Raw genomic sequence first — 21,923 nt, 5'->3', positions numbered from 1 at the left:
ACAAAGGGGAATCTCGATTTGTATAAGCTTCCCTTGTGCTTTTTTGAAATCTAGGGTTAGCCCTTAATTCCTTAGTGACACGAGCAGCCCTTGCAAAACCTCTCGGCGCATGTGCTGGTCTAGGTAATCGGCCAAGCCTTCAAACACCGTTTCTAACGTGGGCGTTTGTGTGCCGAACAAGGCGTGCAACACCGCAGGGTCTTCAAACAAACCATGCAGGTAAGAACCCATCACGTTGCCTGCATCGTTTTGCCACGACAAACCGGGCATCACCTCATGTGCCACCTGCCCTGCTGCAGCCATGGCCGTGTGCGCTTGGGTTTGGCCGTGGTGAATTTCGTAGCCACTCACCTGCACGCCCGACAAGGCCGACCAAACGCCACGGACGTCTGCAAATTGCGCCTCGGTACGCAACACCGTTTTGTCTTCAGCAAACACCGTCACCAGCGGCAACAAGCCCAAACCGGGCGCATTGCCGTCAATGCCGTGCGTGTCGATCAAGGCTTCGCCCAACATTTGCAAGCCACCGCAAATGCCCAAAACCGCACCACCGCGCTGGGCATGCTCGGCCACCGCAGCGTCCAGCCCTTGGGCGCGCAGCCATGCCAAATCACCACTGGTGTTTTTAGAGCCGGGCAAGATGACCCAATCGGTGGCGGCCTGCAAGCCCGCCAAATCGGCAGGGCTGCGTGCCCACAACAAGCGCACGCCTGGCACGTTTTTGAGTGGCTGAAATTCATCCAAGTTGCTGATGCGTGGGTAGGCGATGACGGCCACTGTGCGGGAAAGCACCCCCTCGGAGTGCAGCGAGGACACGGCAGTGCCAAACGTGGGGGCGTAGTGAAACACACCATCTTCTTCCGGCAAGCCGTGTTGCCACCACATGGGCAACACCGCCACGGTGGGCACGCCGGTCAGGTCTTGCAACATCTGGGGCGCAGGTGCAAGCAACGACGCGTCGCCCCGAAACTTGTTGAGCACAAAGCCGCTGATGCGTGCTTGATCTTCAGGAGGCAACAAAGCCCATGTGCCGTACAAGTGGGCAAACGCGCCACCTTTGTCAATGTCGGTCACCAACAAGCAGCGCGCATCGGCATGACGTGCCACGCGCAGGTTGACGATGTCGTTGGCCATGAGGTTGATCTCGGCTGGAGAACCGGCGCCTTCGATCACCACCACGTCATTCTCAGCACGCAAGGCGTCAAGCGATGCAGCGATTTGTGGCCACACTTTTTCGCTGCGACCACGCCAAGGTGTGTTCGTCAACTCATTGTTCACCTCACCCAGCAACACCACTTGGCTGTGTGTGTCAGCCTCAGGCTTGAGCAGCAAGGGGTTCATGCGCACATCGGGTTCGGCCTTGGCCGCTAGCGCTTGGAAATATTGGGCAGCGCCCACTTCACCGAGGCCGTTGTGCGAAGCCACCACGCGCGCGTTGTTGCTCATGTTTTGCGCTTTGAACGGCGCCACTTTCAAACCTTGGCGCGCGTACCAGCGGCACAAGGCCGTGGTCAGCCAGCTTTTGCCAGCGCCGCTGGAGGTGCCCAACACCATCACACATTTGGCTGTCATGGGGAAATCCTTTTTCCGTTCAATTCAGTCTTCGATGCCGCGCTGCGCGGGAATGCCTGCATTGAAGGCGTGTTTGACTTTGGTCATTTCGGTCACGGTATCGGCCAGCGCAATCAGCTCTGGTGGGCAACGTCTACCGGTCATGCACACATGCATGCCTTTGGGTCGCGTCGCTAGGGTGGCCAACACATCGTCCAACGACAACCAGCCGTAAATCAGTGGGTACGTGATTTCATCCAGCACCACCAAGAAAAAGTCGCCACTCAAAATGGCGGCCTTGGCTTTTTGCCAACCGTCACGCGCAAGCTGTGCGGAATGTTCGAGGTCTTTGCTTTTCCAGCTAAAGCCATCGCCCAAGCCTTCGACAGGAATACCCAGCTGTTCAAACATGCGGTGCTCACCAAAGCGCGCCGTGGGCACTTTCATGAACTGGTAAATCTTCACCGTTTTGCCGCGCCCATGCGCGCGTAAGGCCAAGCCAAACGCCGCAGTGCTTTTGCCTTTGCCATCGCCCGTGTTGACGATGAGCAAGCCACGCCTTTCCGCTTGCGGCGTGACACGCGCGTAGCTGACTGGTGGTTGTTCAATGTCCACGCGCTGTGCTCTTGTTAAAGCTTAGGCACAGCCACCCACTGGCCATCCAGCGAGTGAATGGCAATGCGTTTGTCAAACACGGCTTCTACGGCGCGGTGCGTCGCGGCATCGGCGCACGCACCTTGGTGCACCACGCGACCTGCTTGCATGACCACCATGTCGTCGGCATGCAAAGCCATACCCACTTCGTGCAGCACGCTGATGACGGTGGTGTTTTGCGCGGTGAGGCAGCGCACTTGCTCCAGCCAATCCACTTGATGAGGTGGGTCAAGGTTGGCGAGTGGTTCATCCATCAACATCACTTGCGCTTGCACGGCCATGGCACGGGCCAGCAACACACGTTGACGTTCGCCGCCTGAGAGCAGCCCTAAGGAACGCTCGCGCCAGTCCCACGCCTGTGTGGCTTTCAGCGCCGTTTCAACCACGGCATGGTCATGTGCGTTGGGTGCTGCCAGCCAGTCTTGATGCGGCATACGGCCCAACATGACCACATCCCACACGCGCAAATCGTCAGATGCGGATTCGTTTTGGCCCAACCACGACAGCTGCTGTGCACGTTGTTTGCGGTCCATCGCCATCAACGCTTGGTCAAACAAAAAGATGCGACCACTGGCGGACAGCAAGCCTGCCATGGCCTTGAGCAAGGTGGACTTACCCGCACCGTTGGGGCCCACGATGCTGGTCCAGCGGCCTGCCACAAACGACATATCAATGCCGTGCAACACCTCTTGCCCGGCAAGAGACACATACACATCGCGCAAACGCAAAGCCATCTTTTGTGCATTCATCGCGCAGCCCTCGCTGTTTGGCTGCGATACATCAACCACAACAAATAGCCACCACCCAAGACCGCCGTGAGCACGCCCACAGGCATTTCTTGGGGCGACAACAGCATGCGGGCGAGCAAGTCAGCCGCCAACAGCAACGCGCCCCCCATCAAGGTGGACAACAACACAATCCAGTTGTGTTTGGTCTTCACCAACGAACGCACCAAGTGCGGCGCTGCCAACCCAACAAAAGCGACCAAACCCGTTTGTGCCACGGCTGTGCCGGTAGCCAACGCCAACACACACACCAGTGCCACACGCACGGGCGCGAGCGGCAAACCCAAACTCAACGCAGTGGACTCACCCAAGCTCAAAGCATCCAACACACGACTCAGCGCGAAGGCCAACACCACACACACCAGCAACACGCACAGCATCAACACGCATGCGTTCCAACCGATGAAGCTGGTAGAGCCCAACAAAAATCCTTGCATACCCTGCAACACATCGGGGCGGATGAGGGTGATGAGCGACGCCAGCGCCCCCAACACCACGCCCACAATCACACCGGCCAACAACAAACGCAGCGTGTGTTGCACACCACGCGCCAGCACGAGGGTGAGCATCACGGCCAACACCGCGCCCACAAACGCGGCACCTGTCAAACCTAGGCGCACCAAAAATTCTGTGGCAAATGGATTGCCACCAAACAGGGCCAAAGCCACCGCCACGCCCAACGATGCACCAGAGGCGCTGCCTAACAAGTACGGATCTGCCAAGGGGTTGCGAAACAAGCCCTGCGCCAACGCACCAGCGAGCCCCAGCAATGCACCTGCGGTACAAGCGCCCACACTGCGTGGCAAACGAATGTCCCACACGATTTGCCAAGCGATGTCGTCGTGCAGGGCAGCGAGCCAGCTTTCAAACCCTGTGCTGCCCACAGCGCTGCCCAGCGCAATGCCAAGCACGCACAACACCAGCAGACTCAACGCCACCAGCACCGGCGACCAACGTGCACCGTGGGTCGTCATGGTTGGCCTTTCGACTTGTCATTGGCTTTGCCAGTCAAACACTTGGCCATCAAACGCGCGGCCTCGGCCATGCGTGGGCCTGCACGCACGAGCACATCAGACTCTTCTGACTTGAAATGGCACACCCGTTGCGTGCGCATGGCACGCATGTTTTGCCAGCCGGGGCGCGTGGTCATGTCTGCAAAGTTGCTGTCGCCCACCATGATGATGTCGGGTTGTGCACGCACCACAAATTCAGGATTGATTTTGGGAAACGGCCCCAGTGATGCAGGCAAAATGTTGCGCGCGCCCAAGCGCTGCAAAGTCTCACCAATGAACGACGACTCGCTGGCACCATACGGCGCACGGCTGACTTCAAAGTACACACGCTGGCCTTTGGCCTGAGCAGGAATTGATTGCGCTGCGGCATTCACCGCGGCATCGATGTGACGCCACACGCGGTCACTCTCAGCAACCGGCACATCCAAAGCCTGCGCCACGATGCGCATGACACGCTGCACATCGGCATGCGAACGCGGCTCTAGCGCCAACACCGTCAAGCCTAAAGAAGTAAAGCGCTCTGCACCGCGCGCCGAGGTGGCCATCAACACCAAGTCGGGCTTAGTCGCCACCACGCTTTCAATGTTGGGGTCAATGCCGCCGCCCATGCGTGGCAACTTGGCAATGCTCTCCGGCCAATTGGAATAACGGTCCACGCCCACCAGTTTTTCGCACTGCCCCAAAGCACACACTGTCTCGGTGAGTGAGGGCAACAGACTGACGATGCGTTGCGGTGGCTTGGCGATGGTCACCTCGATCTGGCGGTCATCACGCAACACCACGGCTTGCGCGAGGCTGGTGAAACTGGTAATGGCCATAAGAAACCACCGCACGCACCACACAACCATGCGCCCATTCGGCGAGCGCTTACGCATAGGTAGCCTCCCACTGCTGAATAATGTGGTGCAACTGCGCCACGCCATCAGTCAAGGAAGCAGGGCCTGGCTGCAAGATGTCGGCAGATTTGATTTCAAAAATTTGATTGTTGCGAACCGCTGGCACGTCTTGCCAACCTTCACGAGCAGCAGCTTTTTCTGGGCGAAACTTTTTGCCGCACAGCGAGCCAATGATGATGTCAGGCGCACGGTCCACGATGGTTTGGCCATTGGCAATGATGCGGTCTTTGCCCATGGGCATTTGCGCCAACTCAGGAAAGCAATCGTCGCCGCCTGCGATGCCAATCAACTCAGACACCCAGCGGATGCCACTGATGTGTGGCTCGTCCCATTCTTCAAAATACACCTTGGGCCGACGCTTGAACGTGGCCGCTGTTTGTTGAATGGCATCTAACTCGGTACGCATGTGCTGCAAACGTTGCAAGCCCTGCTCGGCTTGACCCACCATCGCAGCGACTTGGTAGAGCATCGAAAAAATCTCGTCCACACTGCGTTGGTTGAACACCGTGACCTGCACACCCGCACGGATGAGCAAGGCCGCGATGTCCGCCTGCAAATCAGAAAACCCAAACACGCAATCGGGTTTGAGCGCCAAGATCTTGTCAATCTTGGCGCTCAAGAACGCGCTGACTTTGGGCTTCTCGTCACGCGCACGACGCGGGCGCACGGTGTAACCGGATATGCCCACAATGCGCGCCTCTTCCCCCAGCATGTACAGCCACTCGGTCGTTTCCTCGGTGAGGCAGACGATGCGTTGGGGTAAGAAAGCAATCACTTGTCAGTAGGCTTTAATAGCTAACACGCAATGTCGTCATAAATGAACGTCTTTGGTCTGGGTATAAAGACGTATATCGAGTACTTGGATAAGCATATGCATCTGTTGCGTACGAGTAATATGATTTATCAAAAACATTTCTCACCAAAAATGACAACTCCGCATTTTGGAACTTATATCCGTAACGCAAATTGGCAATTGAATAGCTAGGGATACGATTTTGATTGGCGAAGTCACCCGCTATCTGCTGTGATGCAATGTAGTTGACCGAAGCACCAATGGTTTGCTTTGCCGTAAAGTTCCAATCACTTCGTACATTGAAGATGGTTTTTGGCGACATAGGAATTGTCTTACCTTCGTAAGTGCCTTTTGCAAATTCGGCTTCACGAAGTGACAAAACTGCACCTACTGTCAAATCACTTTTAGGACGATGTTGAACATCTAAATCGACACCTCTTTTTTCTGTTGCATCTAAGTTGATTTGTGCAAAATTTGCTGGGTCATAAATGATCTCATTTGTGATGCTGCTTTTAAATGCACGAATCCCCATACGGGTTTCATTAGCAAGCTTGTACTTCCATCCGATTTCCTTGTCATAAGAAATTTGCGGCATCAACGGCATAGGCTTACGTAAAACACTGTCCCATGTAGCAGATCCAATTTCATCGATGTTGGGTAGGCGATATCCCTTTGAAGTCCTGACATAAATGCTGTGACTGTTATTCAAGACCTTTGACAGCCCCAACTCCCAACCGGTCAAAGTAGATGCATTCCCTGCGAAACCTGGTGTGAATGCACCTCCAGGTGGCAGTATGTACTGAGACTTATCAAGCTGCTCGGATCTATACCCAGCACTCAGACGACTACCGATCTGTTGAAGCTCTAAATCATTCTTTAAATAAATCGCAGAAGCCTTTGAATTCAAATTTACTTGATCTGAAGAGTCTGGGTAGTTTCTATCTTGCTTCCATGTATTTTTCTCAATACCAACTATGTAGGTGGACTTTCCGAAAATTGTTGGAACATTTTGTGTCGCCGATATTCCAAAATAATCATTGACCGTCTTAAACATCATATTCACAGGACTTCCGTATTGAACTGCAAGTGCTGTGTAATCCCTCACGCGTTGTTTCGCATCCGCGCGAACTATTGCACCTGCAAGTTCTATTTCAGCAAACAAACCTACACTATCTGAAATCGAGTGAATCCAAGTTTTATGATTCAAAGAATCTGGCTGAGCCATTGAAGGATCCGTATTGAATTGATCGACGGTCAAACCGCCTGGTGTTTGAGCGAACTCTTTGCTGTTGCTATAAGTCGCACCTAAGCGGGTCGTATCAGATATAAATTGAATACCTAAACTCGTATTCTTATCGGTACTTTGCGAATTCTGTCTAAATCCATCGGAAGATCGATCTAATCCTGCGAAATTCAAGCGTAAACCTTCATTCGCATAAGTTGCATTGACGCTGCCTTCTTTTGTATTCTTAGAACCAAGTCCATAGCTAGCACTTGCTGTGTTTCGTTTTATATTGCTGTAGGCAGAAGCATCGGTGATGATGTTGATAACACCAGCGACTGCGCCTTCTCCATATAAGACAGTCGATGCACCTCTCTGAATTTCAATTCGTTGAACTTGATCTATTGCAAGGCTTGAAAGGCGAATCTCGCTTGCATCACCTTGCTTGTATGGAACACCATCAATGACGATGACCATATTAGAGGACGCAGCGTCGCCAAACCCTCCTAAATCTAAGCTGTATTCATTTCCGCCGTAAAGACTTGGCCGCCCCAAGACTCCCCCGATACGCATGATGGCTTCATTGACAGTTTTCACCCCTGATTCTTGTATGTCTTTTTGGGTAATCAGCGTTACGAATGAAGGGACTGTTTGCACATCCTCTTCAAATTTTGAGGCTGTAACAACAACAGCACTAAGTTCACGACCTTGGTCTGTTGCACCAGATGACGTTTGAGCAAACGAATGAAAACAAGACAAAACAGAAAGCGCAGGCACAAACGCACGCGCACGCAAACGAATAGATTTCTTCATGATTTAAATACCAACTTTGTGTGCCCTCACCGCCTTCCCCGACAGTGCTTGAGCGATTTAGCAGCGCGTTTTTAGGCGCACTGCCACCTTGTTGGCCGGTATCCGGGCTGGCGGAGACTACCTCTGTCGCCTTCCCAAGCGCTTGTTCAAGGCGCTCAGTGGCTTGTGTGACAGAAGCGGAGCCAAAGGGCTCGTCCGCTTGACCGTTGCGGGGGCAGCGCAGGTTAGGTGTTGTCGAGCTGGTCGACGCAACCCTCCTGCTTCCCGTTGAACTGAGGCATGTGAACCACACCTCGAGCACCAACATTGACAATTTTAACGATTAACCTTGCAGCCACCTTAAAATGTGTGGGCCATGTCACAAACACCCCTGATCGATCAAATTGCCCAGCGCGTCGAGCATTTGCTGCTGCGTCACGAAGAACTGCAGCGCACCAATGCTTTGCTGGCTACCCAAGTTCAAGAGCTGACGCACGAGCGCGATTTGCTCAAGTCCCGCCTGGGCGCTGCCCGCCACCGCATTGATGCATTGATTGACCGCCTCCCTCAGGGCTCAGAGGCCATGACAAAGGACAACGCGTGAAACAAATCGAAGTTCAAATCATGGGCCAAGGCTATGTGCTAGGTTGCCCCGAAGGTGGTGAAACGCGTTTGGGCGAAGCCGTGGGCAAAGTGGACGAAGCCATGTGCAAGATTCGTGATGCAGGCAAGATCAAAGCGCGCGACCGCATTGCCGTGCTGGCGGCTCTCAACTTGGCTTTCGACTTGACCGACCGACCGGCGGCTGCACAAGCCAGCAGCGATGGCAGCGCACACAGCACCGACCTGCACAATTTGCTGCAGCGCATGGATGCGGTGCTCGCACGCGACAACCAATTGATCTAACGCGCCCTACAATCAAGGCGTCTGCAAGTCCTTGGGGCTTTATATTTCCTTGAACCAATGCTCATAGAGCTCGGGCTTGGAACATCGGTTGATGAGCGTGATCGTCTCGCGTCAGATGAACCCAACGTTGACCTGACCTCGCCCACCTGAACCCCCGGTTCAGGATGACGGCCCTGGGGCTCCTTGCAGACACCTTTTACTTTTTAAGGCCTGCACGCTCATGGACCTCCAACCCCAATTGATTCTTGAACTCGCCGCGCTTGGCGTTTGCACTGGCTTTTTGGCCGGCTTGCTCGGCATTGGGGGCGGCATGATCATGGTGCCTTTCATCACCTTCATGCTTTCGCAACGTGGCGTGGACGCAGACCTGGCCGTCAAGATGGCCATTGCCACGTCGATGGCGACCATCATCTTCACCTCGATCTCAAGCGTGCGCGCCCACCACAAACGTGGCGCCGTGCGCTGGGATTTGGTCAAAGGCTTGGCACCCGGCATCGTGTTGGGCAGCATGATTGGCAGCTTGGGCGTATTTGCCTTGTTGAAGGGGTCTTACTTGGCCATCTTCTTTGGTTTGTTCGTGGGCTTCTCAGCCACGCAAATGTTCTTAGACAAGAAGCCCGCACCCACACGCCAAGTGCCAGCCACCGCAGGCCTCATGGGCGCGGGTGGTGTGATTGGTTTTATCTCTGGTTTGGTGGGCGCTGGCGGTGGCTTTATCAGCGTGCCATTCATGACGTGGTGCAACGTGGCCATTCATAACGCCGTGGCCACCAGTGCAGCTTTGGGCTTTCCGATTGCCGTGGCCAATGTGGTGGGTTACATCATCAGCGGTATGTCGGTACAAGGTTTGCCTGACGATGCGTTTGGTTTCATTTGGGTGCCGGCCTTGACTGTCATTGCGGCTTGCAGCGTGTTCACAGCCCCGCTAGGCGCAAAAGCAGCACACATGCTGCCCGTGAAAAAACTCAAACGCGTGTTTGCCAGCGTGCTCTATGTGCTGGCCGCTTATATGTTTTACAAAGGCATCACAAGCTGATCATTGAGGCACCAAGCACCACGGCGCTTGGTACTCGACAAGGCCCATCCACAAGGCCCAGCCTGAACTGACGGCGAGTGCGGCCCCGGCCAAACGCACACCCCATGCGCCGTTGCGGCCATCTACGGTTTGTACGCCTCGCAAGCGCAACCAAACCCATGGACCAATCGTCAACACCACGGCGCTGCCCAATGCAAAGAGTGCCATCACACCAGCACCTTCAACGGGGCTGTTGCTGAGTGCAGCGACCAAAAGCGCACCGTACAAAAGACCGCAAGGCATCAAGGCCCACAAAACACCAAGGACCACCGCGCCACCATTGCGCAATTTGAGGTGCGCCGTCATCGTCTGCACACGCCGCCAAATGCGGCGACCAAAGCCTTCGAGCCAAATCGGTTGTTCACCGCGCCAAAGCAATAGCAACCCAACCATGAAGGCCACGATGTGCAGCAACGTCCACAAGGGGCGAAACACCGCCGACTGTGTGCTGAGCCAACCCACGCCTTGCATGGTGCTGGCCGCCAATGCGCCCAAAACGCTGTAGCCCACAACGCGCCCCAATTGAAATAAGAGCATGGCCGAAGTGCCCTGCCCGCCCGTTTGCTTTTGGGCCGCGCGGCCAATGCCCGCACAAGCCGCACCGCACATGGCCAAACAGTGCGGCCCACCCGCGAGCCCCATGAGGAGTGCGGTGAGGGCCAAAGTTGTGTTCATCAGATGATTTTAGAGAACCTTGCGCGGTTCTTGTCGGCTTGCAGGTATTTGTCAAACACCATGGCCACACCACGCACAAAGAACCAACCCAGCTCAGTCACGTGAATACCAGCGTCATCCATGGTCAACAACCCTTGTTCTTGCATTGCCTCTAACGCTTTGATCTCTGGGGCGAAATACTGCTTGAAGTCCACCAAATGCGACAACTCCACCGATTCAAACAGCACACTGCCTTGGCACATCAGCGCCATGATGACTGTGCGGCGCACCAAGTCATCACGCGTCAGAGCCATGCCACGCGCAACGGGCAAGCGGCCTTGGTTGAGCAAGTCGTAGTACTCGTCCAATGTTTTCACGTTTTGACTGAAGGTCGGCCCCACACGGCCAATGGAAGAGACGCCCAAGGCAATCAAGTCGCAATCAGGCTGCGTGCTGTAGCCCTGAAAGTTGCGGTGTAAACGGCCTTGGCGCTTGGCCACCGCCAGCGCGTCAGTGGGCAATGCGAAGTGATCCATGCCCACATACACATAGCCCGCGTCCATCAGCACACGCATGGCGCTGGAGAGCATCACCAGCTTAGAGGCCGCAGGTGGCAAATCTTGGGTATGGATGCGGCGTTGCGGTTTGAAGCGCTCGGGCAAATGGGCGTAGGCATACAACGCGATGCGGTCTGGACGAAGCTTGACCACCAGGCCCAGCGTGCGCTCAAAGGTCTCAGGCGTTTGCATGGGCAGGCCATAAATCAAATCCACGTTGACCGACTCAAACCCCAACTCGCGCGAGGCCGCCACCAAATCAAACACTTGCTCTGCGGGCTGGATTCGGTGCACCGCCTTTTGCACGGCGGGTTCAAAGTCTTGCACGCCAAAGCTCAAACGGTTAAAGCCCTGTTCGGCCAAAGCGGCCAATCGTTCGCGCGTGACCGTGCGTGGGTCAATCTCAACCGAATATTCGCCACCCGGCGCAAACTGAAAATTACGGCGCAACATAGACATCAGTTGCGCTAATTCATCATCACTCAGAAATGTGGGGCTCCCCCCGCCCAAGTGGAGCTGCGACACCACTTGGCCTTGACCTAAGTGCGCAATGTTGAGATCAACCTCGCGCTCTAGATAACGCAAATATTCGGCGCCACGCTCATGGTGCTTGGTGATGATTTTGTTACACGCACAGTAATAACACAGCGACTCACAAAACGGGATGTGCACATACAGCGACAAGGGGTAGGCTTTTGCGCCCACACCATCGCGGCGTTGCTCTAGCGCTTGCAAGTAGTCAGCCTCACCAAATGCCTCCACAAATCGGTCTGCGGTGGGATACGAGGTGTAGCGCGGCCCAGCCACGTCATAGCGCCGTAAAAGTTCTGGATTGAGGACAAGAGAATGCATAAGTTCACACCTAAATTTGCGCTCCATAATAGGCGTGTAGACACATTAAAAAGTTGACCTGCATCAACACAAACGACTGTCAGCACCCATGAATTCCACCAGTATCAAAGTCGCCTGTTCCAATTGCAATTTGCGAGAACTCTGCATGCCTTTGGGCTTGAATGAGAGCGAAATGGAACGTGTGGATGAGGTGGTGGCGACGCGTCGCAAAGTGACTCGCGGTGATAACCTTTTCAGAAATGGTGACAAGTTCAACGCGCTGTTCGCCATTCGCACAGGGTTCTTCAAGACACGCATCTCATCTGAGGATGGCCGCGATCAAGTGACGGGCTTTCAAATGGCGGGCGAAATCATTGGCCTAGATGGCATTGTGAGCGACCACCACACCTGTGATGCTGTCGCGCTCGAAGACGCTGAAGTGTGTGTGATGCCGTTTGATCGCATTGAAGAGTTGTCACGCGAAATTACTTCGCTGCAACGTCATGTGCACAAAATCATGAGCCGTGAAATCGTGCGTGAAAACGGGGTGATGTTGCTGCTGGGCAGCATGCGGGCCGAAGAGCGCTTAGCCGCCTTCTTGCTGAACCTGGTGCAACGCTTGCACGCCAGGGGTTTCTCTCAATCAGAATTGGTTTTGCGAATGACGCGTGAAGAGATTGGCAGCTACTTAGGACTCAAACTAGAAACCGTGAGCCGCACGTTTTCTAAATTTGTGGAAGACGGCATTGTTGAGGTCAAGCAGCGCCACGTGCGCATCCTCAATCCAGATGCGCTCAAACTCATCGTGAACGCACAAACCTGTCAGCCAGTTTAAACCGCCACAGGTTCGCAGCACACCTCTTGCTTAGGGCAACCATCTGGCCGCTCCGTGGGCACCAAGGGGCAACGGTTCACCTCAAATGGCGACACCGAGAGCAAGGTTGTCAAAGCACTTGATGCCGCTGTGATGGCCCAAAAAACAAAAAACGACAAGGTGTACACACCTTGTCGTGAAAGCTCGATGGGCTGACCAAACCATTGCATGTCTTGCGGATCCACAAATGCAAACACCAGCATTTCCAAAACACCCGCCACTAAAAAGGCGGGCCATGCAATCCACATCATTCGCTGAGCCAACATTCTGATTCTCCTGAGAAGGAACTAATTCAGTTTAGGGCTGAATGCGCCAAAAAGTTATGGGGTTTTCGCGGGGGTGTCTGGCTTGGCTGATTCAGCTTTGGGAGTCACCACATGGTTGCGCGCCTGCATGGCGGGCGCCAACTGCATGTCTTTTTCTGCTGCCAAGGTTTTGTTGATGTCTAAACCTCGGCGGTAATAGTCGTCGGCCACCACGGGATCAGGGACGCGAATCGCAATCGCCAAGGTGATGAAGCCAGCCACGACCACCGCAGCAGGCCCCGCAATGATGAGCCATACATGGCCGTATTGCCACCAAGGTTTGGTATCAGGTGTGTCTTGTTTCATGATGCATTACCTAGGAACGATGAACACAGATTTCTCGACCACGAACTCATCAGTACCCGAAGCCTGAATTTCAAACATGATTTTGTGCGACCCACCTTCGGCAGAACCATAAGGAATATCGGCTCGCAATACCACCCAACGGGCTTGTGCAGGGTCAACCATTACCTCTGTGTCAGTCGTGATTTTCAGGCCGGGCAAGCCTTTGACGGACAAATGGTACGTTTGAACAGTTTCAGCCGCATTCATGATTTGCAAACGGTACACGTTTTCCAGTGTGCCGAACTCAGTAATCCGTGACAAGGTTGAGCGATCGCGTACAACGTCCACCTTAAAGGGGGTGCGCAAACTGAGTGAAACAAATAAACCCACCGTCACCGCCACCAAGATCATGGTGTAAATCTGAATACGAGGTCGCATCAAGCGTTGCCAGATTTGTTGAGGCGTCCACTTGTTATCCATCGCATTTTGTGTGGAGTAGCGAACCAAGCCACGTGCATAGCCCATCTTATCCATGACGGTATCGCACACATCGGCGCACGCGCCACAACCAATGCATTCGTATTGCAAACCATCGCGAATATCAATGCCTGTCGGACACACCTGAACGCACAAGGTGCAATCTACACAAGCACCTAAGTTCAGGACACCCGTCTCTGCTTTCTTTGAGCGTGGGCCACGTGGTTCGCCGCGTTCAGTGTCATAGGTGACGATCAGCGTGTCGTTGTCAAACATGGCGCTTTGAAAGCGTGCGTAAGGGCACATGTATTTACACACCTGTTCGCGCATGAACCCAGCGTTGCCATACGTGGCGAAGGCATAAAAGAACACCCAGAACAGTTCCCATGAACTCATCTGCGTCAGGAAAAACTCCATTGCCAGCTCACGGATGGGTGTGAAGTAACCCACAAAAGTGAAGCCAGTCCAGATCGACAAGAAGATCCAGATGATGTGCTTGTACCACTTCTTAACCAACTTCTCCAACGAGAAGTCTGCGTCGTCCAAGCGCATACGGGCGGAGCGGTCGCCTTCGACCTTGCGCTCAATCCACAAGAAAATTTCGCTGTAAACCGTTTGCGGACAGGCATAACCACACCACAAACGCCCCGCCACTGCCGTGAACAAAAACAGCGCCAAGGCTGAAATCACCAACAAGCCCGTGAGATAAATAAAGTCTTGCGGGTACAAGACCAAACCAAAAATATAAAACCTGCGCGACGCCAAATCGAACAGCACCGCTTGACGTGTACCCCACTCAAACCAAGGCAAACCGTAAAACACCAGCTGCGTCAGGACCACCAAAATCCAGCGCCAATAAGCAAAGATACCCTCCACAGAGCGAGGGTAGATTTTTTTCGATGCAGCATAAAGCGAGACCATCGCCTCGTCCGCAGAGCCCGAAGGCTCTGGAACGATGGGGATGGTCTTGCGCTGCTTGGAGTCGTCAGCAGAGTTCAAAGCGTTTTACTTCGCAACAGCAGGTTTATTCGAGAAGCCCCAAACATAGGCGGTCAACACGTGAATTTGTGATTCAGTCAAACGGCCTTCTTGTGCTGGCATTTGGTTGACCTTACCGTTGTTGATCATCGCGGTGATGGCTTCTTCGCCCCAGCCGTGCAACCAGATCTTGTCGGTCAAGTTAGCCGAGCCCATGGCTTGCATACCTTTGCCGTCAGGACCGTGACACGCAGCACATGCACCGAACTTCGACTTACCCAAAGCGGCACGCACAGAGTCGTGTGGGCTACCAGACAAACTCAACACATAGTGCGACACATTGCGAATGTCGTCTGGTGTTCCAACAGCTGCCGCCATAGGTGGCATTTGACCAATACGCCCTTTGGTGAGGGTCTCTTTGATCTTGTCAGTCGTACCACCATGCAGCCAATCGCTGTCTGTCAAGTTGGGGAAGCCTTTTGAACCGCGGGCGTCAGAACCGTGGCACTGTGCGCAGTTGTTCATGAACAAACGCTCGCCCACAGCCATGGCTTTAGGGTCTTGCGACAGTTGTTCGGGTGTTTGCGCGTTGAAAGCAGCGTACAAAGGCTCAAGCTCTTGGTTGGCCTTGGCCACTTCAGCTTCGTATTGACCTTGCGATGTCCAAGCCAACTTACCTGCATAGCCACCCAAACCTGGGTAAGCAATGAAATACACCACAGCAAACACCATGGTGATGATGAACAGCCACAGCCACCAACGTGGGAGGGGGTTGTTCATTTCACGCAAGTCCTCGTCCCAGACGTGGCCAGTTGTGCCGTCTTCTTCGTGCGCTGACACTTTGACTTTGGCCGAGAACCACAGCAAAAATGCGCAGTACACGATGCCAAAAATGGAGATGGACGATACGAAGATCGACCAAAAATTACTTGTGAAATCACTCATGATTCGATTCCTTTACAAAGGCCTCTAGGCCTTAGTCTTGATCGAGGGGCAGCTTTGATGCTGCCTCAAAATCTTCTTTGTTACGTCGAGAAAAAGCCCACACCATGATGCCGATGAACACGGCAAACGAAATCAACGTGGTCGCGATTCGCAGATCATTGACATCCATGGGGTGTCTCCTTATTTGAGCGCGAGGCCCAGTGATTGGAGGAACGCAATCACAGCTTCCATCTCGGTTTTACCCGTGACGTCTTCTGAGGCCTTAGCGATTTCTTCATCCGTATAAGGCACGCCCACTGCGCGCAATGCCTTCATGTGCGCAGGCATTGCTGCTGCATCCACCGTGTTCTTCAACAGCCATGGGTATTCAGGCATGTTGGACTCAGGCACCACATCACGTGGGTTGTTCAAATGAACACGGTGCCATTCGTCGCTGTATTTACCGCCCACGCGAGCCAAGTCTGGACCCGTGCGCTTGCTGCCCCACTGGAAGGGGTGGTCATACACAGACTCACCAGCCACCGAGTAGTGGCCGTAACGCAATGTCTCGGCACGGAAAGGACGAATCATTTGTGAGTGGCAGTTGTAGCAACCTTCACGCACATAGATGTCGCGGCCAGCCAACTGCAACGCAGTCAAAGGCTTCACGCCAGTGACGGGCTCAGTGGTGGACTTTTGAAAGAACAAGGGCACGATCTCAACCAAGCCGCCAAAAGCGACGGCGATCAAGATCAACACGATCATCAAAAAGTTATTGGTCTCCACGCTGGCGTGGGAGAAGCCTTTGGAATTGTTATCAGACATTTATTTCTCCTCAGGCGTGTGCAGGTGCTGGAATGGCAACGCTCACGGTATTACCGCTGGTCACAGTTTTGACCACGTTCCACAACATGATGACCATGCCTGTCAAGTACAACAAACCACCTGCCATACGAATCACGTAGAACGGATAAGTCGCTTTAACTGACTCGACGAAGGTGTAAGTCAATGTGCCGTCGGCGTTGATCGCGCGCCACATCAAACCTTGCATCACACCGGCAATCCACATCGCAGCGATGTACAACACGATGCCGATGGTGGCCAACCAGAAGTGGACCTCAATCGCCTTGACGCTGTACATTTCCTTGCGACCGAACAACTTAGGAATCAGATAGTAGATAGAACCCATAGACACCAAGCCCACCCAGCCCAAAGCACCTGAGTGCACGTGGCCAACGGTCCAGTCGGTGTAATGGCTCAAAGCGTTCACAGTTTTGATGGCCATCATGGGGCCTTCGAAAGTGGACATGCCGTAGAACGACAAGGACACGATCAAGAAGCGCAAGATGGGGTCGTCGCGCAGTTTGTGCCATGCGCCAGACAAAGTCATGATGCCGTTGATCATGCCGCCCCAGCTAGGTGCCAACAACACCAAAGAGAACACCATACCGACCGACTGAGTCCAGTCAGGCAACGCGGTGTAATGCAAGTGGTGAGGACCCGCCCACATGTAAGTGAAGATCAAAGCCCAAAAGTGAACAATCGACAAGCGATACGAGTACACAGGGCGACCTGCTTGCTTAGGGATGAAGTAATACATCATGCCCAAGAAGCCAGCGGTCAAGAAGAAGCCCACCGCGTTGTGGCCATACCACCACTGCACCATCGCATCTTGTGCGCCAGCGTAGGCAGAGTAAGACTTCATCATGCCTGCAGGAATCGCAGCACTGTTAACGATGTGCAGCAAGGCCACCGCGATGATGAACGCGCCGTAGAACCAGTTGGCCACATAAATGTGTTTGACCTTGCGCGTGCCAACCGTACCGAAAAACACCACAGCGTAGGCAACCCACACCACAGCGATCAAGATGTCAATGGGCCACTCAAGTTCAGCGTATTCCTTGCCCTGGGTGAAACCCAAAGGCAAGCTGACAGCTGCCGCCAAGATGACCAACTGCCAACCCCAAAAGGTGAAAGCGGCCAATTTAGGCAGGAACAAGGCCGTGTGGCAGGTGCGTTGCACCACGTAATAGCTGGTTGCGAACAAGGCGCAGCCGCCAAACGCAAAAATCACCGCATTGGTGTGCAATGGACGCAAACGGCCATAGCTCAACCAAGGGATGCCAAAGTTCAGTTCCGGCCAAGCCAGTTGAGAAGCGATGATCACGCCCACCAACATGCCAACCACACCCCAAACCACCGCCATGATGGAAAACTGCCGTACAACGGTATCGCTGTAAACGGCTTGCTCTGATGAGTTCATCGGTCACCTTTCATTTTCAAACCAGTATCCTCAAATCACTCTTGCGAGTTATTGATTCATATCAATCGTTTCTAAGAATACGCTCGCCTTCTTGCTCCACGCTGTCGAACTGGCCTCGATGAACAGCCCACCAAAGGCCACCCAAAATAAAGAGCACCAACAACACCGACAGCGGAATCAATAAATACAAGATATCCATCAAAATCCTTTGGTGAGCCGTAAAGAATTCAATACGACCCACAACGAGCTCAACGCCATTCCCAAACCAGCCAGCCATGCGGGCAACAAGCCCACCACGGCCAACGGCACACACAAAGCGTTGTAAGCCGCAGCCCACACCAAGTTTTGCCGCACCACCCGCAGGGTGTGCCTCGCCAACTTGACGCTTTGCGCCACCACCAACAAGCTGCCGCCCATCAAGACCAAGTCCGATTTGGACTGAGCCAAGGGCACCGCATTGCCAAACGCCATCGACACATGGGCCCCGGCCAAGACAGGGCCATCATTGAGGCCATCCCCCACCATCGCCACCCGCGCGCCTTGCGACTGCGCAGTTTGCATACGTGAGAGCTTGTCTTGCGGCGTACACGCCCCAAATGCTTGGGTAATGCCCACCTGCTGTGCGACTTGCTGAGCTGACTCAGGCTGGTCGCCCGAGAGCAACCACACATCCACATTCAGGTCTTTCAGTGCTTTCACGGTTTGGACCGCGTCGGCACGTATGTCTTCAGACAGTTGCCAGCTGGCAAGCCACTCGTTTTCACTGCATAAGTGTACTTGGCAAACACTCGCCGCATCGGGTATTCCCTTGGTTTTTGGTGCACAAAACGTGAACGAGCCCAAGCGCAAACGTCCGTCTAAGTACCCTTCCAAGCCCTGACCAATCATTTCGTTTACATCTTGAACGTCCGGTGCAGCAACATCCCCCGCAGACTCATGCGCTTGCACCAGCGCCCGTGACAAGGGGTGCAGCGAATGTTTGGCCAACGCTGCCGCCAAGCCCAAGGCGAACGCTGGCGCCACACCTTCTGCCGTCATCACCTGCGTGACGCGTTGACCGTCTTGGGTGAGCGTGCCCGTTTTGTCAAAAATCAAGGTGTCGATTTCAGCCAATGACTCCAAGGCTTGTAGGTTGCGCACCAGCACACCGTGACGCGCCAAATTACCCGCCGCGGCCAGCATGGCCGCCGGTGTGGCGAGCGACAAGGCACACGGACACGTCACCACCAACACAGCTACGGCCACCATCAAGGCGTGACCGGGGTTGGTGGGCCACCAATACACAGCTGAGAGTGCAGCCAATACCAGCACACCTATCAAAAAGGGTTTGGCAATGCGATCGGCCAACTGCGCCAAGCGGGGTTTTTGCAACGAGGCGTTTTCCATCAACGACACGATTTGCGAGAACTGCGTGCCCTCGCCCACCTGCACCACCCGCACGGTCACGATGCCACTTAGGTTGTGGCTGCCCGCCACCACCGTGTCGCCCACGCCACGCACTTGCGGGCGTGACTCGCCGGTCAGCAAGGCCTCATCAGCCAAGGTTTGGCCTTGCAAAATCACGCCGTCGGCAGGAAAGCTCTCTGATGGCAACACACGAATCACATCTCCCACCATCACGCGACGCACGGCCACGCGCTCAAACTCGCCACTTGGCAACTGCCGCTCCACGCTGTCGGGCAAGCGGTTCATCAAAGCTTCCAGCGCCCCCGCCGTGCGGTCGCGCACGCGCAGTTCTAACCAGCGGCCTGTGAGCAAGAAAAACACAAACATGGTGAGCGAGTCGTAATACACCTCGGCACCAAAAATACCCTCGGGCTCAAACGTGGCGACAGAGCTCAGCAAGAACGTGATCACCATGCCAAGAGCCACCGGCAAATCCATGCTCACGCGTCGCGCACGGATGTCACGCAAGGCATTGCCGAAAAACGGGCCACACGAGAAAAACACCACCGGCAGCGTCAACACCCATGACGCCCAACGCAACAAAAACACCATGTCGGGCGTGATGTCGCCCTCGCGCGACACATACGCGGGATAGGCATACATCATCACTTGCATCATGCAAAAGCCAGCCACCAACCAACGCCACAAGGCCCGACGACTTTCTTCGTGTCGCGCCTGGCGCAAACTGCTGTCGGCCGCTGGCAGAGCGCCATAGCCTGCTTTGGCAATGGCCGCCATCCATGCCGATGGCGTCACCCGTGCGGCAGACCACACAACTTTGGCGCGATGCGTGGCAGCATTGACCTCAGCGGCTTGCACGCCCGGCACGGACATGAGCGCCTCTTCGACCGTGAAAGCACAAGCAGCGCAGTGCATGCCTTGGATCACCACGTGCGAATCCCAGCAGTCGTCAGCGCTTTGGAGGGTGGGTTTGTGTGGTTGGCTAAAACGCAACCACTCTTGGCGGTCGTCTAGCAGCTCAACCATGGAAGAATCAGAATGCATAAGGGGTGTAGCCTAACGGTTTCGTCTTGCCAGAGCTTGACGTGCATCAACACGAGACACACAACATGCGTTAAGCTTTAGTTGAAATTAACAAAAGGAGCAGTTTATGTACAAACGAATTTTGGTGGCCACCGATGGCTCGACCTTGTCCAAAAAAGCCATTGCCAGCGCGATTGAACTGGCAGCTCTGAGCGGCGCCGAGCTGGTCGCTGTCAAAGTAACGCCCCGTTACCCGCAAAGCTACTTCGAAGGCTCCTTGCCTTTGACTGCGACTGAAGTTTCAAAAATTGAAAAAGGTTGGACTGACGGTGCGCAAAAAGTGTTGGACGCTGTGGTCAAAGCTGCCAAAGCCAAAGGTGTGAACACTAAGGCTGTGGTCGTGAAGTCTGACATCGTGTCTGACGCGCTGATTGGTGCAGCCAAGAAGCACAAAGCCGATTTGATCGTGATGGCCTCACACGGTCGTCGTGGCATCAAACGTTTGTTGCTGGGCAGCGAGACACAACAAGTGCTGACGCACGCCACCGTGCCAGTGCTGGTGCTGCGTTAATCACGCTGGCATCGCTCACAAAAAAGCCGCTCTGCTGAGCGGCTTTTTCTTTGGGTTCAAGCCCTAGGTTTTCGTGTCAAGCTGTGAGGCGTTGCTTGGCCGCTTGGTACTCGCGCTTCAAACGCGCCACCAATTCAGCCGCAGGCACCACCGCCTTCACCACGCCAATGCCCTGGCCGCAGCCCCAAATGTCTTTCCATGCTTTTTGTGCACCACCACCAAAATTCATTTGGCTGGGGTCGCTCTCGGGCAAGTGCTCGGGGTCTAGGCCTGCTTTGACAATGGAAGGTGCCAAGTAGTTGCCGTGTACACCCGTGAACAAATTGCTCAACACAATGTCATCCGACGTGCCATCCACCACCGCTTGTTTGTAGTCATCCGCGGCACGCGCTTCTTCGGTCGCGATGAAGGCGGAACCAATGTAGGCAAAGTCTGCCCCCATCGCTTGTGCGGCCAGCACGGCACCGCCGGTAGCGATGGAGCCGCTCAAAGCCACAGGGCCGTCAAACCACTCGCGAATTTCTTGAATCAAGGCAAACGGACTCTTCACACCCGCATGGCCGCCAGCACCAGCGGCTACGGCGATGAGGCCGTCCGCGCCCTTTTCAATCGCCTTCTTGGCAAACTTGTTGTTGATGACATCGTGCAGCACGATGCCGCCGTAGCTGTGCGCTGCGGCGTTGATGTCTTCACGCGCGCCGAGCGACGTGATGATAATAGGCACCTTGTACTTCACACACAAAGCCATGTCGTGTTCTAAACGGTCGTTGCTCTTGTGGACGATTTGGTTGATGGCAAATGGCGCAGCGGGTTGGTCTGGATGCTCGCGGTTGTGAGCTGCCAGCGCCTCGGTGATTTCAATCAACCACGCTTCGAGCTGTTCAGCTGGGCGCGCATTGAGCGCAGGCATAGACCCCACCACACCCGCTTTGCATTGCGCAATCAACAGCTTGGGGTTGCTGATGATGAACAGCGGAGACGCGATGACGGGGAACTTGAGCGATTGCAACACCGGAGGTAAACGCGACATATCTGGCCCTTGAGAAAGTTCAGGGCACGTGAAGTGCCCTGATGATGGTTTTGAATT

24 protein-coding genes and 1 riboswitch are annotated in these 21,923 nt (G+C 54.6%); of the genes, 5 read left to right on the top strand and 19 right to left on the bottom strand.

The genetic code is table 11. The features are described from left to right. Positions 1-63 precede the first annotated feature (63 nt). Genes QMG15_RS04200 through QMG15_RS04170 form a run of 7 tightly spaced genes read right to left on the bottom strand, consistent with a single transcriptional unit; the run spans position 64 to position 7,727 of the window. Positions 64-1,572: a cobyric acid synthase gene (locus QMG15_RS04200; RefSeq protein WP_281789649.1), complete on the bottom strand. Its 1,509-nt coding sequence runs from the start codon at positions 1,570-1,572 to the stop codon at positions 64-66. 24 nt (positions 1,573-1,596) lie between these two features. Then, positions 1,597-2,166, bottom strand: a complete 570-nt coding sequence (gene cobO / locus QMG15_RS04195; RefSeq protein WP_281789648.1) for a cob(I)yrinic acid a,c-diamide adenosyltransferase — start codon at positions 2,164-2,166, stop codon at positions 1,597-1,599. Between the two features lie 14 nt (positions 2,167-2,180). Further along, positions 2,181-2,954: an ABC transporter ATP-binding protein gene (locus QMG15_RS04190; protein ID WP_281789647.1), complete on the bottom strand. Its 774-nt coding sequence runs from the start codon at positions 2,952-2,954 to the stop codon at positions 2,181-2,183. After that, complete coding sequence (locus tag QMG15_RS04185; RefSeq protein ID WP_281789646.1) at positions 2,951-3,964, bottom strand: iron ABC transporter permease; 1,014 nt, start codon at positions 3,962-3,964, stop codon at positions 2,951-2,953. The genes QMG15_RS04190 and QMG15_RS04185 overlap by 4 nt, the downstream gene beginning before the upstream one ends. Beyond that, positions 3,961-4,821, bottom strand: a complete 861-nt coding sequence (locus QMG15_RS04180; protein WP_281789645.1) for a helical backbone metal receptor — start codon at positions 4,819-4,821, stop codon at positions 3,961-3,963. Before QMG15_RS04180 ends, QMG15_RS04185 begins: the two co-directional genes overlap by 4 nt. Positions 4,822-4,870: 49 nt before the next feature. Further along, the gene (locus QMG15_RS04175) at positions 4,871-5,674 is read right to left on the bottom strand and encodes an ABC transporter substrate-binding protein (protein WP_281789644.1); all 804 of its coding nucleotides are present in this window, start codon (positions 5,672-5,674) and stop codon (positions 4,871-4,873) included. A gap of 13 nt (positions 5,675-5,687) precedes the next feature. After that, positions 5,688-7,727, bottom strand: a complete 2,040-nt coding sequence (locus QMG15_RS04170) for a TonB-dependent receptor (protein ID WP_281789643.1) — start codon at positions 7,725-7,727, stop codon at positions 5,688-5,690. Between the two features lie 75 nt (positions 7,728-7,802). Then, positions 7,803-8,047: riboswitch (cobalamin riboswitch) on the bottom strand. Between the two features lie 35 nt (positions 8,048-8,082). On the opposite strand from QMG15_RS04170, the gene QMG15_RS04165 reads away from it, so the two are divergent. From QMG15_RS04165 to QMG15_RS04155, 3 genes are all read left to right on the top strand, one after another. Beyond that, on the top strand, positions 8,083-8,310 hold the full coding sequence (locus QMG15_RS04165) for a DUF904 domain-containing protein (RefSeq protein ID WP_281789641.1): 228 nt from the start codon (positions 8,083-8,085) through the stop codon (positions 8,308-8,310). Then, positions 8,307-8,612: a cell division protein ZapA gene (locus QMG15_RS04160; protein ID WP_281789640.1), complete on the top strand. Its 306-nt coding sequence runs from the start codon at positions 8,307-8,309 to the stop codon at positions 8,610-8,612. The genes QMG15_RS04165 and QMG15_RS04160 overlap by 4 nt, the downstream gene beginning before the upstream one ends. A 220-nt stretch (positions 8,613-8,832) precedes the next feature. Then, positions 8,833-9,648 carry a sulfite exporter TauE/SafE family protein gene (locus QMG15_RS04155; protein ID WP_281789639.1) on the top strand — a complete coding sequence of 272 codons (816 nt, stop codon included), beginning with the start codon at positions 8,833-8,835 and terminating at the stop codon, positions 9,646-9,648. Here the strand turns inward: QMG15_RS04155 and QMG15_RS04150 are convergent, their stop codons facing one another. Together QMG15_RS04150 and hemN are read right to left on the bottom strand one after the other, a co-directional pair. Then, positions 9,649-10,362 (bottom strand): sulfite exporter TauE/SafE family protein, encoded by a 714-nt coding sequence (locus QMG15_RS04150; protein ID WP_281789638.1) that lies wholly within the window; start codon positions 10,360-10,362, stop codon positions 9,649-9,651. Next, positions 10,362-11,750 (bottom strand): oxygen-independent coproporphyrinogen III oxidase, encoded by a 1,389-nt coding sequence (hemN, locus tag QMG15_RS04145; protein WP_281789637.1) that lies wholly within the window; start codon positions 11,748-11,750, stop codon positions 10,362-10,364. Before hemN ends, QMG15_RS04150 begins: the two co-directional genes overlap by 1 nt. 76 nt (positions 11,751-11,826) lie before the next feature. Here hemN and fnr point away from each other — a divergent pair, with 76 nt between their 5' ends. Next, on the top strand, positions 11,827-12,564 hold the full coding sequence (gene fnr / locus QMG15_RS04140) for a fumarate/nitrate reduction transcriptional regulator Fnr (RefSeq protein ID WP_281790074.1): 738 nt from the start codon (positions 11,827-11,829) through the stop codon (positions 12,562-12,564). Here fnr and QMG15_RS04135 read toward each other — a convergent pair. The 9 genes from QMG15_RS04135 to QMG15_RS04095 all read right to left on the bottom strand — a co-directional run bounded on the left by QMG15_RS04135 (position 12,561) and on the right by QMG15_RS04095 (position 20,286). Then, positions 12,561-12,869, bottom strand: coding sequence for a hypothetical protein (locus tag QMG15_RS04135; protein ID WP_281789636.1), 309 nt, complete (start codon positions 12,867-12,869; stop codon positions 12,561-12,563). The genes fnr and QMG15_RS04135 overlap by 4 nt on opposite strands. Before the next feature lie 54 nt (positions 12,870-12,923). Beyond that, entirely contained in the window at positions 12,924-13,214 is a 291-nt protein-coding gene (locus tag QMG15_RS04130; protein WP_281789635.1) for a FixH family protein, read from the bottom strand. Between the two features lie 6 nt (positions 13,215-13,220). After that, on the bottom strand, positions 13,221-14,591 hold the full coding sequence (gene ccoG, locus QMG15_RS04125; protein ID WP_281790073.1) for a cytochrome c oxidase accessory protein CcoG: 1,371 nt from the start codon (positions 14,589-14,591) through the stop codon (positions 13,221-13,223). Between the two features lie 84 nt (positions 14,592-14,675). Beyond that, entirely contained in the window at positions 14,676-15,593 is a 918-nt protein-coding gene (gene ccoP, locus QMG15_RS04120) for a cytochrome-c oxidase, cbb3-type subunit III (RefSeq protein WP_108359086.1), read from the bottom strand. Between the two features lie 31 nt (positions 15,594-15,624). Then, positions 15,625-15,762, bottom strand: coding sequence for a cbb3-type cytochrome c oxidase subunit 3 (locus tag QMG15_RS04115; RefSeq protein ID WP_108359087.1), 138 nt, complete (start codon positions 15,760-15,762; stop codon positions 15,625-15,627). An 11-nt stretch (positions 15,763-15,773) separates the two neighbouring features. After that, positions 15,774-16,397: a cytochrome-c oxidase, cbb3-type subunit II gene (gene ccoO, locus QMG15_RS04110; protein ID WP_281789634.1), complete on the bottom strand. Its 624-nt coding sequence runs from the start codon at positions 16,395-16,397 to the stop codon at positions 15,774-15,776. A gap of 10 nt (positions 16,398-16,407) precedes the next feature. Then, on the bottom strand, positions 16,408-17,835 hold the full coding sequence (gene ccoN / locus QMG15_RS04105) for a cytochrome-c oxidase, cbb3-type subunit I (protein WP_281789633.1): 1,428 nt from the start codon (positions 17,833-17,835) through the stop codon (positions 16,408-16,410). A 61-nt stretch (positions 17,836-17,896) separates the two neighbouring features. Next, the gene (gene ccoS, locus QMG15_RS04100; protein ID WP_108359090.1) at positions 17,897-18,034 is read right to left on the bottom strand and encodes a cbb3-type cytochrome oxidase assembly protein CcoS; all 138 of its coding nucleotides are present in this window, start codon (positions 18,032-18,034) and stop codon (positions 17,897-17,899) included. Beyond that, positions 18,034-20,286, bottom strand: a complete 2,253-nt coding sequence (locus tag QMG15_RS04095; protein WP_281789632.1) for a cation-translocating P-type ATPase — start codon at positions 20,284-20,286, stop codon at positions 18,034-18,036. The genes ccoS and QMG15_RS04095 overlap by 1 nt, the downstream gene beginning before the upstream one ends. A 106-nt stretch (positions 20,287-20,392) precedes the next feature. Between QMG15_RS04095 and QMG15_RS04090 the strand changes: the two genes are divergently transcribed. After that, the gene (locus QMG15_RS04090; protein WP_281789631.1) at positions 20,393-20,836 is read left to right on the top strand and encodes a universal stress protein; all 444 of its coding nucleotides are present in this window, start codon (positions 20,393-20,395) and stop codon (positions 20,834-20,836) included. A gap of 76 nt (positions 20,837-20,912) precedes the next feature. Here QMG15_RS04090 and QMG15_RS04085 read toward each other — a convergent pair whose 3' ends face one another. After that, positions 20,913-21,866, bottom strand: coding sequence for a nitronate monooxygenase family protein (locus QMG15_RS04085; protein WP_281789630.1), 954 nt, complete (start codon positions 21,864-21,866; stop codon positions 20,913-20,915). Positions 21,867-21,923 lie beyond the last annotated feature (57 nt).

Source organism: Limnohabitans sp. INBF002 (assembly GCF_027924905.1).
Classification (GTDB): Bacteria; Pseudomonadota; Gammaproteobacteria; order Burkholderiales; family Burkholderiaceae_C; genus Limnohabitans.
This window is presented reverse-complemented; position numbering and strand designations above follow the sequence as displayed.